This window comes from Paenarthrobacter sp. NCHU4564, from assembly GCF_052156435.1.
Taxonomy (GTDB): Bacteria; Actinomycetota; Actinomycetes; order Actinomycetales; family Micrococcaceae; genus Arthrobacter.
Genome location: NZ_JBQLIS010000012.1, coordinates 61,479 through 75,234, shown reverse-complemented (window position 1 = coordinate 75,234; position 13,756 = coordinate 61,479). Strand labels below are relative to the sequence as shown.

The window sequence follows — 13,756 nt, the reverse complement described above, 5'->3', positions numbered from 1 at the left end:
GGTGGATGTGAAAGTCCACCGGCCCCGCCGCCCTTAACCCGAAAGGACTAGATGACTGTCGTACCCTTGCCCTTGGAGCAGACCCTTCCCGGCGGTGACCTGATCCATGGCGCCGACGGCGGTTCCATTGTGCGCCGTTCCGTGTTGCCGGGAGGTGTGCGTGTCCTGACCGAGGCCATGCCGGGCCAGCGTTCTGCCACCATCGGATTCTGGGTGGCAGTAGGGTCCCGCGACGAAGCCGAAGGACAGCACGGTTCCACGCACTTCCTAGAACATCTGCTCTTTAAGGGAACCAAGCGGCGGACCGCCTTGGAGATAGCTTCGGCGTTCGATGAAGTCGGCGGGGAGTCCAACGCCGCGACCGCCAAGGAGAGCACCTGCTATTTCGCGCGTGTCCTCGACACCGACCTGCCGATGGCGATCGATGTCATAGCGGACATGATCACCGGAGCCGTGTTGGACCCGGCCGAACTGGAACAGGAACGCGACGTCATCCTCGAGGAAATCGCCATGGACAGCGACGACCCCACGGATGTGGCGCATGAGAAGTTCGTGGAAGCCGTCCTTGGCCGCCACCCCCTGGCGCGTCCGATCGGCGGGACACCCGCCGCCATCAAGGCCGTGCCCCGGGATTCCGTGTGGGCACATTACCAGCGCTACTACCGGCCCGAGGAGCTTGTCATTACTGCGGCCGGCGGCCTGGACCACGATGTCGTCTGCCGACTGGTGCAGGAATCACTGGAAGCAGCGGGATGGAATCTCGATCCTGATGCTGCTCCGGTACAGCGCCGGGCCACGGACCGCGCCGTGATCACAGGCACCGCGGGCCTCCACGTGGTCAAGCGGCCGGTGGAGCAGGCGAACATCATCATGGGTTGTCCCACGATCGTGGCAACGGATGAGCGCCGCTTCGTCATGAGCGTGCTCAATGCCGTGCTGGGCGGCGGCATGTCGTCCAGGCTGTTCCAGGAAATCCGGGAAAAGCGTGGGCTGGTGTACTCCACCTACTCCTTCACGGCAGCCTATGCGGACGCCGGATACTTTGGCATGTACGCGGGGTGCACGCCGTCCAAGGTGCGCCAGGTGCTTGACCTCCTGGGCGTCGAGTTGGACAAGCTGGCCCGCGACGGCATCACGGGGGAGGAACTGCGCAAAGCCGTGGGGCAGCTCAGCGGTGGCATCGTCCTGTCCTTGGAGGACACCGGCTCCCGTATGTCGCGCCTGGGCCGGGCGGAACTTGTCTCCGGAGAGTTCCAGGACATTGACGAGACCCTGGCCCGCATCAAGGCCGTCACGGTAGAGGATGTGCAGGAGCTTGCCCGCGAGCTGGCTTCGGCTCCGCGCACCATCACAGTGGTGGGCCCGTTCGAGGAAAACGAGACGTTCGGACTCTGAAACTCCGTCCGGGACTCTGGACTCCCGGACATCATCAGGGCAGCATGATCACACGATCATGCTGCCCTGATGTGTTTGCCCAGTTGCCTTGGAGTCGCCATGGACCAGCCACATACCGGCCGCGCGGCCGGTTTGCTCCAACCCTTCCTGGGGCGCTGGCGGGGCGTCACAGAGATCGCACAGTCCCCCTGGGGGCCCGCCCATACGACTGACGCCGAAGTCGCCTTCACGCCGGCCGCCGGCGGTCATGCCGTGGTCCAGAGCTACAGGCACCGTGAACCCGACGGCACGCACCTGGAGGGGCACGGGATGTTCACCGTGGATGCTTTACACGGAGGTGCCCTCTGGTATTACGTTGACAGCCTGGGCCACCCGCCAACCGCGCCGGTCCGGGGGCTGTGGACCTCCGGAACACTGACCTTTGACCGCCGTACGGCAGACGGGGTGGCCCGGCACTCCTTCAGGGTGGAGGACGATGTCCTGGTGCACACCGTTGAGCTGCGCCTGCAAGGCCGGGCAGGTTTTGCTCCTCTGCTGAAGAGTGTGTTCAGGAAGGCTTGAAGATCAGCCGCCGGCAAAGGGTGGCAGGACATCGATGACATCCCCGGCATCCAGCGGCACTGAGCGGTCGCGGACAGCCACCTCATTGCGAAGGAAGCTGCTGCGGGCCACGATCCTCGACAGCTCAGGAGTGCCTTCCGGCGGAGTGGGACGCTCGACGGCGAGGGCCGCTTCCAGCAAAGCCTCCAGGCTGCTGCCTGCCGGGAGATGGTAGGTTTCCTCTTCGACTCCGGCCGCTGCGCGCGCGGCAGCGAAGTAACGGACAAGCATTGGGTCAGCCTCCGATTGCGCTCATGCTGCGGTCCGGCTGCACGAAGTCGGCAGCGCCAAGACCGGTGTGGTCCATCCCGTGGGCCTTCGGCTTGACCCACATCGCATCCTGCCAGCGCCCGGCGAGCTGCTGGTCCGAAGCGCCGCTGCGCAGGAGTCCCAGGAGGTCGAATTCTTCCCTGGAGAAAAGGCAGCTCATGATTTTGCCCTCCGCGGTGATGCGGGTTCGGCGGCAGTCGGAGCAGAACGGCTCGGTGACCGAAGCGATAATGCCCACCGTGCCCAGGACCGTGCCGGGCGCCGGGCGTGCGCTGCCTTCCGGGCGGTCGCTGCGGCGTCGTACTTCGAAGCGTTCAGCCGGCGCGCCATCGCGTTCGCGGGGATCCGGTGCGAGGTCGAAGTCCGCCGACAGCAGGTCCCGGATTTCGGCAGCGGTAATCATGTTCCGCCGGGTCCAGCCGTGATCGGCGTCCAGGGGCATTTGCTCGATGAAGCGTAGCTCGTAACCACGATCCAAGGCCCATGCCAGCAGGGACGGTGCCTCGGCGTCGTTGATGCCGCGCATCAGGACGGCATTCAGTTTGACGGGACCGAGCCCGGCGGCCCAGGCAGCGTCCACTCCGGCGAGGACCCGGTCCAGGAATGGCCTCCGGGTGAGCTGGGTGAAGGTTTCCTCGTGCAGTGAATCCAAGGAGACGTTGATCCTGTTGAGTCCGGCGGCCTTGAGGGCGGCCGCCTTCTTGTCCAGTCCCACACCGTTGGTGGTCATGGACATGGGAAGGTCAGGATGCTCCCGGCGGATGCCGGCGATGATATCCACCAGGTCGGCGCGGACCAGGGGTTCGCCTCCGGTAAGGCGGAGTTCGCGTACCCCCAGGGAGTTGACGCCGATGCGCACGATCCGGATGATCTCGTCCTTGGTCATCACGGCCTGCTTCGAGAGCCACTCCAGCCCCTCGGCGGGCATGCAGTACGTGCAGCGCAGGTTGCATTTGTCCGTGAGTGACAGGCGCATGTCCGTGGCGCGGCGGCCGTGCCGGTCCCAAAGTCCTGCCGGCGTACCAGCCGGACGAGGCGGCGGAACCGGCCCGCTGCCCGCATCGCCCACAGCGGGGATCGTGGGCATTCCAAGCTGAACGTTCATGGATTAAGGCTACGGCACGTACGCCGTGGTAGTGATATCGGCAACACTGCGGTCCACTCAGCGGACGTGCCACTTCTTACGGAATCCATACGCTTGCCTCCTGGGCTGCCGATGCAGGTGCCCGCACCGTCCGGCAAACCTATGCTGAAAGCGTGACCACCCAAGCTGCCGCTGCTGCCACCGAACCCGGGAACCGCCGGATCCTGCTCGTCGAGGACGAACAGGTGATCGCGGACGTCGTCCGGGACTACCTGGTGGGCGCCGGCTTCCAAGTGGATATGGCCGGCGACGGATTTACGGCCCTGAAGCTGGCGGCAGAGAGGGAACCGGACTTGGTGATCCTCGACCGGATGCTGCCGGGCCTTGACGGTGTGGAAGTTTGCCGCCGGTTGCGCGCCGCGATGAGCGTCCCCGTCATCATGGTCACTGCCCTCGGGACGGAGGACGACAGGATCCTGGGCCTCGAGGTAGGCGCCGACGACTACCTCACCAAGCCTTTCTCGCCGCGTGAACTCGTGCTGCGGGTCAAATCGGTCCTGCGCCGCAGCATCAGGGAGTTCAGCCCTGAACCGCGTGTGGAACTGGCCGGGTTCGATCTCAACCCGGCGTCGCGGACCGTGACCCACCACGGAAAGCAGTTGTCGCTGACGGTGCGCGAGTTCGACCTGCTGGCATTCCTGTTGCGGCGGCCCAACCAGGTCTTCAGCCGGGAGCAGCTCATCAAGGCTGTATGGGGTTGGGATTTCGGCGACTTGTCCACAGTGACCGTCCACGTCCGCAGGCTTCGGGAGAAGATCGAAGACAACCCCACCAAACCGGTCCTGTTGAAAACGGTATGGGGTGTGGGCTACCGGTTCGACACGGAGGGAGCCGGGCATGGAGGGCACTGACCTGGCCACCATCCTGGCGTGGATCCTTTTTTGGGCCATCCTGATCGGTGCCCTGACGCTGCTGTTGCTTCGGGTCCTGCGCGGGGCTTCGGTACTCGCCCAGATCTGCCTGGTGGTGGTGGCCACCGTCGCCGTGCTGGTCACCGGCATGGTGAGTGCCTTCAACGCCATGTTCATTTCCGCCCGCGACCTCGAAGTCATGTGGTACATCCTCGCCATCGCCTCCGCGGTGGCGGTGGTGCTGGCACTCATGCTGGGCGCCGGGGTGTCACGGAACGCCGCCCGGCTGGTGGACGCCGCCCGCAGGCTGGGCCGCGGTGAGACGCTGGGGAATGTCCATACCGGTGGCAGTGCAGCAGACGGTGCATCCCACGGCAGGAACGCCGGTCCGGCCATGACGTCGGAGCTTGCCGAACTCGCCAAGGAACTGGAAGCGAGCAGCCGCAGCCTTGCCGAGTCCCGCGAACGCGAAGCCGCCATGGAAACGGCACGCCGCGAGCTCGTCTCGTGGATCTCGCACGATCTGCGGACACCACTGGCAAGCATCAGGGCCATGGCGGAGGCGCTGGAGGACGGCATGGTCCCCGACGTCGCCGTCGGCTACCGGAAGATCATCGGACAAACCGAACAGATGACCGTGATGGTGAACGACCTGCTGGAATTGTCCAAAATCCAGGCCGGTAGCCTGAGGCTCCGCACCGAACCGCTGGATCTCTACGACGTGGTGAGTGATGCGCTTTCCGACCTTGCACCCCTGGCCGACCAGCGCGGCATCACCTTGGTGGGCGGGGGAGACCGGCAGTGCATGGCCGTGGCCGACGGCCCGAGCATCGCCCGGGCCGTACGGAACATCATCCTCAACGCCGTCCTCTACAGCAGGCCGCCCGCAAAGGTGCGCGTCACGGTGGGACCGGAAGGCGGTAACGCGGTGGTCGCCGTGGAGGACCACTGCGGTGGCATCGCCGGGGAAGACCTGCCCCATTTGTTTGAGACCGGCTGGCAAAAGGACCCCGCCAGGGGAAACCCCGGGGATCGGGGAGGCTCGTACAGTGGCGCTGGAATCGGCCTGAGCATGGTGGCAGGAATCGTCCACGCCCACGGGGGCACAGTTCAGGTGGAAAACATCGACGGCGGATGCCGGTTTGCGCTGTCCCTTCCGGCGGGCGGGGCCAACGGCAGCCCGGCAGCGGGGCATGCCTACCCGCAGGATCCGGCAGCCAAGGCGGACCAAGGAGACAAGAGATGAGGATGCCCGGACGCTGGGCGGCAGCCGCGGGTGTCGCCGCGGGCGCCATAGGTATTGCCGCAGGCGAGTTGGTGGCAGGACTGCTCAGCCCGCTCGTTTCACCCGTGACGGCGCTGGGTGGTGTGGTCATCGACGCTGTCCCGCCCTGGGCAAAGGATCTGGCCATCCAGTGGTTCGGGACCGCCGACAAGCTGGTGCTGGTGGTGTGCATCGTCCTGGTCGCGGCAGGGCTTGCTGCACTCGCCGGACTCATGGAGCGGCGCAGGGCAGGGCTGGGACTGGCACTTTCGGCAGTGGCGGGCGCTGCAGGCCTTGCTGCCGTCCTCACGCGCGCCCAGGCTGTTCCCCAGGCCGCTGTGGCCCCGGTGATTGCCGCTGTCACCACCATGGTTGTCCTGCGGATGCTGGTGCGGAAACTCGCCGAATGGGTGCCGGCCCGTCCGCCGGGGTCAAGGGAGGACAGGCAGCCCACGGACCAGGAGCCTGCTCCGCTGGCCCGACGGCGGTTCCTCAATGCCCTAGCCCTCACCTCGCTGGGAGCGGCCGTGGCCGGTGCCGCCACCGCCGTGGTAACGCGCGCCGCCTCAGTGGTATCCGGCTTCCGGGGTTCCATGGTCCTGCCACAGCCGTCTACGCCACCCCAGGCCGTTCCGGACGGGGCCGCCCTGCCGATCGACGGAATCAGCCCCCTTGTTACCCCGAACCGGGATTTCTACCGTATTGACACTGCCCTTGCGGTGCCGGCCATTGATCCATCGACCTGGAAGCTCAAAGTCACCGGCCTGGTGGAGCAGGACCTCGAACTCGACTTTGCGGCCCTGCTGTCCAAGCCCATGACAGAGCGCCACATCACCATCGCCTGCGTTTCCAACGAAGTGGGCGGCGACCTGATCGGCAACGCGCTGTGGTTGGGCTGGCCGGTCCGCGAACTGCTGGCCATGGCGCGTCCCACGTCCGCTGCGGATATGGTCCTGTCCACCAGCAACGACGGCTGGACGGCCAGCACTCCGCTGGAGGCCCTCACGGACGGCCGGGATGCACTCCTGGCGGTTGGCATGAATGGCGAACCCTTGCCGCTTGAACACGGCTTTCCCGTTCGGATGGTTGTTCCGGGACTCTACGGTTTTGTGTCCGCGACCAAGTGGTTGACGGAGCTCAAGGTCACCCGTTTCGCGGATGAGAAGGCTTACTGGAGCACACGCGGCTGGAGTGAGCGTGGCCCTGTCAAGACGCAGTCGCGCATCGACGTTCCCCGCAGCGGCCGTTCCGTCAGGGCCGGAACGGTGCAGTTTGGTGGCGTGGCCTGGGCGCAGCACCGGGGCATCGAGCGTGTGGAAATGCGCGTCAACAGGGGGCCTTGGCAGGAAGCGGCACTGGCGCCGGGAATCTCCGCGGATACGTGGTACCAGTGGCAGCACGCCGTTGACCTCACACCCGGCGACTACGAGGTGCAGGTCCGCGCGACGGACGCGTCAGGCCGGCCGCAGGTGGAAGAGCGTGCCCGCGTCGCCCCCGACGGCGCAACGGGGTACCACACCGTCACTATCAAGGTCACATGAGGCTCTCCGCTCCCACGTCCGGGTAGACTCCGGGAACCGACAGTCACCACAGGAGGATGCCCGTGCCCAGATCTGTTGCTGCCCACCAGGCAGCAGTGGCGGAACTGCTGACTACAGGGGCCGGGCACCCGGCCGGGGAGCACCTTCCGTTGCTGGACGCACTGGGCCGGGTACTCGCCGTCGACCTCTACGCACCCCTTGACCTGCCGCCTTTTGCCAACTCGCAAATGGACGGCTTTGCCGTCAACTCATCAGACCTGCCCGACGGCGGCGCGGAGCTCAGGGTGGCGGACCCGGTCCCCGCCGGGGCGGCGCCGGCACCCCTGGAACGCGGAAGTGCGGCCCCGATCATGACCGGGGCCATGATCCCCGAAGGTGCTGACGCCGTGGTCCCCATCGAGGCCGCCGAGCCCGATTCCTTCCCGCCGGCCGGCCAGGATGACGCGATGGTCGCCCTGCCCGCCACCGCGCCGGGCACCTACATCAGGCAGGCGGGAAGCGACATCCCTGCCGGCGCGCTGGCCCTTCCCGCAGGTACGCGGCTGGGCCCCGGCCAACTGGGGCTCCTGGCTGCGCTGGGCCTGGCCACCGTAGAAGTCCGCCGGCCCCTGCGCGTCCTCCTGCTCACTACCGGCGACGAAGTGGTGGAACCGGGCCGGGCCCTCGCCGTGGGAAAGATCTACGACTCCAACAGCACGCTGCTGGAAGCATCCATGCGCCAGGCCGGACTCCATGTCCTGCGCGCGGGGATCGCCGACGACGATCCCCGGAAGCTGCTGGCCGTCCTGGAAGAACATGCAGCACAGGTGGACCTGATCGTCACCACCGGCGGTGTCAGCAAAGGGGCCTACGAGGTAGTGCGCCAGGCCATGGACGGCCACGCCGTGGAGTTTGTCCCCGTGGCGATGCAGCCCGGCGGCCCACAGGGAATCGGCCGTTTCCACGGGACACCTTTCCTTGGTTTTCCCGGAAACCCCGTCAGCTGCCTCGTGTCCTTCGAGATGTTCCTCCGCCCCGCCCTTGGCAGCGTCCATGGCTCGCCGGCGGCGCGGCCCGTACTGCGCGCTTGCCTTGCCGAACCACTCACGTCGCCCGCCGGCAAACACCAGGTGCGCAGGGGATACCTGGACGGCGGCGGCACGGTCCGGTTGATCGGCGGACCGGGTTCGCACCTGGTCCATGCGTTGGCCACTTCCAATGCACTGGTGCACATCCCTGCCCACGTCACGGAACTGCCGGAAGGCGCGGAAGTGGAAGTATGGATGCTGTGAACCACAACCCCAGCCACCACGGCGGCCTCACCCACCTCCGGCACGACGGCACGGCGCAGATGGTTGATGTCTCCGACAAAGCCGTCACCACGCGTGAAGCCACCGCCACTGCCACAGTCCACAGCACCCCCGACGTCCTGGCCCTCCTCGGAGCGGGCGAACTGCCCAAAGGCGACGCGCTCGCCGTCGCCCGTGTAGCCGGGATCATGGCGGCCAAAAAGACCCCGGAGCTTATCCCGCTCTGCCACCCGCTGCCTCTGTCCAAAGTGACCATCGACTTCGAACTGGGGACCGATTCAGTGGGCATTCTGGCGACTGTCAAGACCAGGGGAGTCACCGGCGTCGAGATGGAGGCGCTGACGGCTGCTTCGGTCGCGGCGCTGAGCGTGTACGACATGATCAAGGCCGTGGACAAGCACGCTGTCCTGACGGACATCCAGGTGCTTGCCAAGAGCGGCGGCAAGAGCGGGGACTGGACCCGCCAAGCCAAGGACGCACACGCCGGGTCTGAAGGTACCGGGCAATGAGCGCGTGTGAACCCCAGGGACACAGCCCCCGCAGGGCAGGGGTGGTCATTGCCTCGACGCGTGCCGCCGCGGGCATTTATGCCGACGACACCGGGCCGGTCATCGTGGACTGGCTGAGGGAGCACGGCTTCGAGACGTTTCCTGCCATGGTGGTGCCCGATGGCGAGCCCGTCGGAGCCGCGCTGCGTGCGCTCCTGACCCAGCAGCCCGCCGTCGTGATCACCAGCGGAGGCACCGGCCTCAGCCCTGACGACCGCACGCCGGAAATGACGCTGCCGCTACTGGACCGGGAAATTCCGGGCATCATGGAAGGCATCCGCCGTGCCGGAGCGGCCAAAACTCCCATGGCGATGTTGAGCCGTGGCCACGCAGGTGCGGCCGGCAGGACTTTTATCATCAATCTTCCGGGGTCGCCCAAAGGCGTCATGGATGGGCTGGCCGTCCTGGATCCCGTGATCGGACATCTTTGTGACCAATTGGAAGGAAGCCATGGGCACTGAAACTAATTTTGAAGTGGTCAGCGCCGTCCTCAGCGCTGAGCCCATCTCCGTGGACCAGGCGATTGCCGCCGTCGAGTCGGATACGTCGGGGGCCGTGGTCAGCTTCAGCGGCGTGGTCCGCAACCACGACTCCGGCAAGGCAGTGGACCGGCTGAGCTACAGCGCGCACCCCACAGCGCACGCTGTGATGTCCGAGGTCGTGGCCGAACTGGTCGCCGAGCACTCGGGCGAAGCAGAACGGCCGGTCCGGATCTGGGCCGCCCACAGGATCGGCATGCTGGAGATCGGCGATCCTGCGCTGGTGTGCGCCGTGGCTGCTGCACACCGCGGACAGGCGTTCGCCGTCTGCTCGGAACTGGTGGACCGGATCAAGGCCCGGGTCCCGATCTGGAAGGAACAGTTCTTCAGCGACGGCACCGTCGAATGGGTGGGCGCAGGGGAGTAACGGTTCCGTCCCGAACCCGGCCCGGCGGTAGGGTTAACGGCATGACCGAACAACTTGCCGTAGCAGTGCTGGGCGCCCACGGGCGCATGGGGATCGAAGCCGTCAAAGCCGTGGAAGCGGCCGAAGACATGAAGCTCGTGGCCTCCCTGGGCCGGGGCGATTCCCTGGAAACGCTGCTCGATGCAGGTGCGCGGTACATTGTCGACCTCACCGTTCCGGACACCACGGAGACCAACGTCCGGTTCGCCGTGGAGCACGGCATCCACGCCGTGGTGGGAACCACTGGCTGGGACGCCCGGAAGCTTGCCTCCCTGGCCGGCCTCCTGGAGCAGAAGCCGGACACCGGCGTCCTGATTGCACCCAACTTCGCGCTTGGATCGGTCCTTGCTTCTGCCTTCGCTGCCAAGGCCTCCCAATACTTCGAATCCGTGGAAATCATTGAGCTGCACCACCCCAACAAGGTGGATGCGCCGTCGGGAACCGCAGTGCGCACGGCGCAGCTGATCGCAGAGGCCCGGAAGGACGCAGGAGTCCCCGCCAGCCCCGACGCCACGGAGACCGCCCTGGACGGAGCCCGGGGCTGCGATGTTGACGGCGTCCGCGTCCACAGTGTCCGGCTCCGTGGACTGGTGGCACACCAGGAAGTGCTGCTCGGGGGACCCGGTGAACAGTTCACCCTGCGCCACGACTCCTTCGACCGGGCGTCCTTCATGCCCGGCGTCCTGCTTGGCCTGCGCAAGGTCGCGTCCCACCCTGGCCTGACGGTCGGTTTGGACGGCTACCTGGACCTGGGGCTCTAGCATGGCCACGGCCTGGGAGACCCTGAAGCGCAACCGGACCAAGATCTGGGTCGGCGCCATCACCTTGCTGCTGGTGCTGTACCTGGTGGTGTCGCTGCAGCGGTCGCTGCTGTTGCTGGGCGACCCCAACCTGATGGCCAAGGGCATCGGTGCTGCCTACTTGGTCCTGCCCATCATCGGCGCGTGGGCGCTCATCCGCGAGTTGCTGTTCGGTGCCCGCACCGAACAAATGGCGAAGGTGCTGGAGTCGGAGGGAGGCCTGCCGGTGGACAACCTGCCACGCACGCCCGGAGGCCGCATCGTCAGGGCTGCAGCCGATGCGGAATTCGAAAAGTACCGGGCAGAAGCCGAAGCCGCCCCTGAAGACTGGCGCTCGTGGTTCCGGCTCAGCTGTGCCTATGACGCTTCCGGGGACCGCAAGAGGGCACGGGCCTCCATGCGCGACGCCGTCAAGCTCTTCCGGGCTCAGCCGACCGCCGGGCGGTAACTGCCCAGGCTTGCGGCCTGGTGGGCGAGCCATTCAAGGGGCCCGCGCCGCCTGAGCAGCGCAAAGGTCATGCCGATGGCCACCGCTCCCAAGGCCTGGGCCCAGTACATGCCCTCGGCAGTCCATCCTGCCGGCAGGGGCTGCTCATGGAAGCCGGACACGATCCACACGTGCAGGGAGTACAGCGTCAGCGTCATCGCCCCCGGACCGCTCAGCACCAGCAGGAAGTTGACGTTGAGGCGCTCTGCCAGGGAACCAAGGATCAGGAACAACCCGATGACTGCCGCTGCCACCCCGCCGGTGTGCAGCAAGTCCAGGGTGGTGCCTGCATGGGGTGCCGCCGTGGCGAGCCACCACCATGAGTCCACCTGCCTCAGCCCGGTCAGGTTGACCTGCAGCATGCTCTCCAGCGGATACCCGCGGGTTCCAGGGATCGCCTCGAGCGCCGGCCTGCCGCCCCACTGTTCCATGGCCAGGAACCCTGCCGTTTTTGCCACGACTGCCACGGCAACGCCACCTCCCAGCAGCAGCCACCGCGCCCTTGCCGTGGCCAGGGCCATGCGTCCTGCAGCCAGGCCGAGCAGCAGGTAGCCAATCCACTGGAAGACAGGGTAGTACCCGGTAAAGAACAGGTCGGCCAGCAGGCGGCCAGGGGTCTGAAGGTCTTCGCCCATGGGGTTGTGGCCCAGTTGCAGGGGCGGGGTCGCGTCCAGCAGGAGGGGCCGGACCAGATAGGCAAGGAAAGGTGCCACCAGGATCCAGCCGAGCGCCCACCACCAAAGTGCCTTGGCGCGCAACCCCAGGAACGGAAGGATGCACAGGAACAACAGCGCGTAGTGGACCAGGATGATGGCGATGTTCACTTCGAGCCCGCCCAGGGAAAGCCCGACGACGGCAATCACCAGCGCGCGCATCGCGACGCCTCCGCGGGCGGCCCGGAGGCTGCTTCCGTGCCGGGGGTCCTGCTTTCCCGTGCCCAGGGCCAGTCCCACGCCTGCCAGCACAGCAAACAGGGCCGCCGATCTCCCGGAGAACGTCAGACCGATCCAGGTGGGCTCCCATCCGGGCGAGGGGCCGAACGTCGGCATCAGGTGCGTGGCCATCATGCCCAGCAAGGCAACGCCCCGGGCCGCGTCAATGCCCGTGAGGCGGGGTGCGGCACCCCCACCTCCAGAGACCCTCCGGTTCGGCGGCGCAGTCTCTTGTGAAGTCATGCTCAGATGTTCTCACGCAGTGCTGGGTGGCGGCTGTGCGGCATAGCCTGGCAAGCCTGTGCCCCCCTTCCGCCCTCCTCCTTGTCTTCGAATATATGTTCGAATACCATGGCTGCATGAACGATGACCCGAAGGCGCTGGAAGGTCTCAGCGGGCCCATGAAGGCCATGAGCCCCGGCGTGGTCGACTTCCTCTTCCGGCAGTTGGTTGCGGGAGAACCGCCGGAAGACGTCCAGTGGCGCAGGGAAGGCGCAGTGCTTTCAGAGCAGGCGCCTGGGGCTGAACTGGCCCGCCGCCTGGCCGAAACAGACCTCGATGCCCTGACGCCGCTGGAGCTGTTCGAGTACGTCCGGGCGTCGCAGAAGCTTGTTGCATGGGCGGAGCAGCTGAAGGAGCGGGCCGTGGCGCACTACTGTGGGGAGGCACCCTCAAGGTTCCGGCGCCCGGCCTGATGATGGCCATCACGGGAGTCCCATTCCCGTAACACGCCCGTCACAAGGTAACGTTTTTCTTATGTCTGACTCCCGCGCCTCTGTTCCTGCACTTGGTACCCTGCTGACCGCAATGGTCACCCCGTTCAGCGAGGACGGCAAGGTCGACTACGACCAGGCCGCGGCATTGGCGGAAAAGCTTGTGGCAGATGGCTGCGACGGCCTCGTGGTCACCGGAACCACGGGAGAGACGTCCACCCTCACTGACGAGGAAAACGTCGGCATGTTCCGCGCGGTCAAGGAAGCCGTCGGCGGAAAGGCCGCCATCATCGCCGGAACCGGCACCAACGACACCGCGCACTCGGTGCACCTTTCGCAGCGTGCGGCGGAGGTCGGCGTCGACGGTCTCCTGATCGTCACCCCGTACTACAACAAGCCGAGCCAGGCAGGCGTTCAGGCGCACTTCGAAACAGTGGCGTCTGCCACGGACCTGCCGGTCATGCTGTATGACATTCCGGGCCGTTCGTCCATCCAGATTGCGCCCGAAACCATGATCAGGCTGGCCAGGCACCAGAACATCGTGGCCGTGAAGGACGCCAAGGCGGACTTTGCCGCCGCCACCCGGGTCATGGCCGAAACGGACCTGCTCTTCTACTCGGGAGACGACGGACTGACCCTCCAGTGGATGGCACTCGGTGCCGTTGGCCTGGTTGGCGTCACCACCCATGTGGCCACCAGGCGCTTCCGCGAGCTCATCGACGCCGTGAACGCCAGCGACCTCGCCACGGCGAGGACCATCAACTTTGAGCTGGAGCCCGTGGTGCGTGCAACCATGACCCGGGTCCAGGGCGCCGTAGCCGCCAAGCAGATTCTCAAGTGGCAGGGAGTCCTGCCCAACTCGGTTGTCCGTTTGCCCCTCGTGGAGCCGGACGAGGCCGAGATCACCATGATCCGCGGGGATTTGGCAGAAGCTGGGATGGACTTCAACGTCTAGGACAGCCTGCCGGAAAGAAGCA

General features: G+C 66.4%; 16 protein-coding genes. 13 read left to right on the top strand and 3 right to left on the bottom strand.

Annotated features, from left to right (window positions below):
* Positions 1-51: 51 nt before the first annotated feature.
* Positions 52-1,395: a M16 family metallopeptidase gene (locus ACSVIE_RS13480; protein WP_426006816.1), complete on the top strand. Its 1,344-nt coding sequence runs from the start codon at positions 52-54 to the stop codon at positions 1,393-1,395.
* A 99-nt stretch (positions 1,396-1,494) separates the two neighbouring features.
* Positions 1,495-1,956, top strand: a complete 462-nt coding sequence (locus ACSVIE_RS13475; protein WP_442424167.1) for a DUF1579 domain-containing protein — start codon at positions 1,495-1,497, stop codon at positions 1,954-1,956.
* Between the two features lie 3 nt (positions 1,957-1,959).
* On the opposite strand, the gene ACSVIE_RS13470 is transcribed toward ACSVIE_RS13475, so the two are convergent.
* On the bottom strand, positions 1,960-2,226 hold the full coding sequence (locus tag ACSVIE_RS13470) for a MoaD/ThiS family protein (RefSeq protein WP_442424166.1): 267 nt from the start codon (positions 2,224-2,226) through the stop codon (positions 1,960-1,962).
* 4 nt (positions 2,227-2,230) lie between these two features.
* Positions 2,231-3,370: a GTP 3',8-cyclase MoaA gene (gene moaA / locus ACSVIE_RS13465; RefSeq protein WP_426006820.1), complete on the bottom strand. Its 1,140-nt coding sequence runs from the start codon at positions 3,368-3,370 to the stop codon at positions 2,231-2,233.
* A 152-nt stretch (positions 3,371-3,522) separates the two neighbouring features.
* Between moaA and ACSVIE_RS13460 the strand changes: the two genes are divergently transcribed.
* From ACSVIE_RS13460 to ACSVIE_RS13420, 9 genes are read left to right on the top strand one after another with little or no spacing between them, the layout of a single operon-like run.
* Positions 3,523-4,260: a response regulator transcription factor gene (locus ACSVIE_RS13460; protein WP_426006821.1), complete on the top strand. Its 738-nt coding sequence runs from the start codon at positions 3,523-3,525 to the stop codon at positions 4,258-4,260.
* Complete coding sequence (locus ACSVIE_RS13455) at positions 4,247-5,506, top strand: sensor histidine kinase (protein WP_442424165.1); 1,260 nt, start codon at positions 4,247-4,249, stop codon at positions 5,504-5,506. Before ACSVIE_RS13460 ends, ACSVIE_RS13455 begins: the two co-directional genes overlap by 14 nt.
* Positions 5,503-7,065, top strand: coding sequence for a molybdopterin-dependent oxidoreductase (locus ACSVIE_RS13450; protein ID WP_442424164.1), 1,563 nt, complete (start codon positions 5,503-5,505; stop codon positions 7,063-7,065). The genes ACSVIE_RS13455 and ACSVIE_RS13450 overlap by 4 nt, the downstream gene beginning before the upstream one ends.
* A gap of 56 nt (positions 7,066-7,121) precedes the next feature.
* Positions 7,122-8,336: a molybdopterin molybdotransferase MoeA gene (locus ACSVIE_RS13445; protein WP_442424163.1), complete on the top strand. Its 1,215-nt coding sequence runs from the start codon at positions 7,122-7,124 to the stop codon at positions 8,334-8,336.
* Positions 8,324-8,863, top strand: coding sequence for a cyclic pyranopterin monophosphate synthase MoaC (moaC, locus tag ACSVIE_RS13440; protein ID WP_426006828.1), 540 nt, complete (start codon positions 8,324-8,326; stop codon positions 8,861-8,863). The genes ACSVIE_RS13445 and moaC overlap by 13 nt, the downstream gene beginning before the upstream one ends.
* Complete coding sequence (locus ACSVIE_RS13435) at positions 8,860-9,363, top strand: MogA/MoaB family molybdenum cofactor biosynthesis protein (RefSeq protein WP_442424162.1); 504 nt, start codon at positions 8,860-8,862, stop codon at positions 9,361-9,363. Before moaC ends, ACSVIE_RS13435 begins: the two co-directional genes overlap by 4 nt.
* Positions 9,353-9,808 (top strand): molybdenum cofactor biosynthesis protein MoaE, encoded by a 456-nt coding sequence (locus ACSVIE_RS13430; protein ID WP_426006832.1) that lies wholly within the window; start codon positions 9,353-9,355, stop codon positions 9,806-9,808. Before ACSVIE_RS13435 ends, ACSVIE_RS13430 begins: the two co-directional genes overlap by 11 nt.
* 41 nt (positions 9,809-9,849) lie before the next feature.
* The gene (gene dapB / locus ACSVIE_RS13425; RefSeq protein WP_426006833.1) at positions 9,850-10,608 is read left to right on the top strand and encodes a 4-hydroxy-tetrahydrodipicolinate reductase; all 759 of its coding nucleotides are present in this window, start codon (positions 9,850-9,852) and stop codon (positions 10,606-10,608) included.
* A gap of 1 nt (position 10,609) precedes the next feature.
* Positions 10,610-11,095, top strand: a complete 486-nt coding sequence (locus tag ACSVIE_RS13420; protein WP_426006835.1) for a hypothetical protein — start codon at positions 10,610-10,612, stop codon at positions 11,093-11,095.
* Here ACSVIE_RS13420 and ACSVIE_RS13415 read toward each other — a convergent pair.
* Positions 11,074-12,309: a heparan-alpha-glucosaminide N-acetyltransferase domain-containing protein gene (locus tag ACSVIE_RS13415; protein WP_426006836.1), complete on the bottom strand. Its 1,236-nt coding sequence runs from the start codon at positions 12,307-12,309 to the stop codon at positions 11,074-11,076. The genes ACSVIE_RS13420 and ACSVIE_RS13415 overlap by 22 nt on opposite strands.
* 116 nt (positions 12,310-12,425) lie before the next feature.
* Between ACSVIE_RS13415 and ACSVIE_RS13410 the strand changes: the two genes are divergently transcribed.
* Both ACSVIE_RS13410 and dapA read left to right on the top strand, forming a co-directional pair.
* Positions 12,426-12,761 carry a hypothetical protein gene (locus ACSVIE_RS13410; protein WP_426006838.1) on the top strand — a complete coding sequence of 112 codons (336 nt, stop codon included), beginning with the start codon at positions 12,426-12,428 and terminating at the stop codon, positions 12,759-12,761.
* Positions 12,762-12,822: 61 nt separating this feature from the next.
* Entirely contained in the window at positions 12,823-13,734 is a 912-nt protein-coding gene (dapA, locus tag ACSVIE_RS13405) for a 4-hydroxy-tetrahydrodipicolinate synthase (RefSeq protein ID WP_442424161.1), read from the top strand.
* Positions 13,735-13,756: the final 22 nt, after the last annotated feature.

Coding starts and splice junctions, on each gene's coding strand:
- ACSVIE_RS13480 (WP_426006816.1), top strand. CDS start 52: ATGACTGTCGTACCCTTGCCCTTGGAGCAGACCCTTCCCGGCGGTGAC.
- ACSVIE_RS13475 (WP_442424167.1), top strand. CDS start 1,495: ATGGACCAGCCACATACCGGCCGCGCGGCCGGTTTGCTCCAACCCTTC.
- ACSVIE_RS13470 (WP_442424166.1), bottom strand. CDS start 2,226: ATGCTTGTCCGTTACTTCGCTGCCGCGCGCGCAGCGGCCGGAGTCGAA.
- moaA (WP_426006820.1), bottom strand. CDS start 3,370: ATGAACGTTCAGCTTGGAATGCCCACGATCCCCGCTGTGGGCGATGCG.
- ACSVIE_RS13455 (WP_442424165.1), top strand. CDS start 4,247: ATGGAGGGCACTGACCTGGCCACCATCCTGGCGTGGATCCTTTTTTGG.
- ACSVIE_RS13450 (WP_442424164.1), top strand. CDS start 5,503: ATGAGGATGCCCGGACGCTGGGCGGCAGCCGCGGGTGTCGCCGCGGGC.
- ACSVIE_RS13445 (WP_442424163.1), top strand. CDS start 7,122: ATGCCCGTGCCCAGATCTGTTGCTGCCCACCAGGCAGCAGTGGCGGAA.
- moaC (WP_426006828.1), top strand. CDS start 8,324: ATGGATGCTGTGAACCACAACCCCAGCCACCACGGCGGCCTCACCCAC.
- ACSVIE_RS13435 (WP_442424162.1), top strand. CDS start 8,860: ATGAGCGCGTGTGAACCCCAGGGACACAGCCCCCGCAGGGCAGGGGTG.
- ACSVIE_RS13430 (WP_426006832.1), top strand. CDS start 9,353: ATGGGCACTGAAACTAATTTTGAAGTGGTCAGCGCCGTCCTCAGCGCT.
- dapB (WP_426006833.1), top strand. CDS start 9,850: ATGACCGAACAACTTGCCGTAGCAGTGCTGGGCGCCCACGGGCGCATG.
- ACSVIE_RS13420 (WP_426006835.1), top strand. CDS start 10,610: ATGGCCACGGCCTGGGAGACCCTGAAGCGCAACCGGACCAAGATCTGG.
- ACSVIE_RS13415 (WP_426006836.1), bottom strand. CDS start 12,309: ATGACTTCACAAGAGACTGCGCCGCCGAACCGGAGGGTCTCTGGAGGT.
- ACSVIE_RS13410 (WP_426006838.1), top strand. CDS start 12,426: ATGAACGATGACCCGAAGGCGCTGGAAGGTCTCAGCGGGCCCATGAAG.
- dapA (WP_442424161.1), top strand. CDS start 12,823: ATGTCTGACTCCCGCGCCTCTGTTCCTGCACTTGGTACCCTGCTGACC.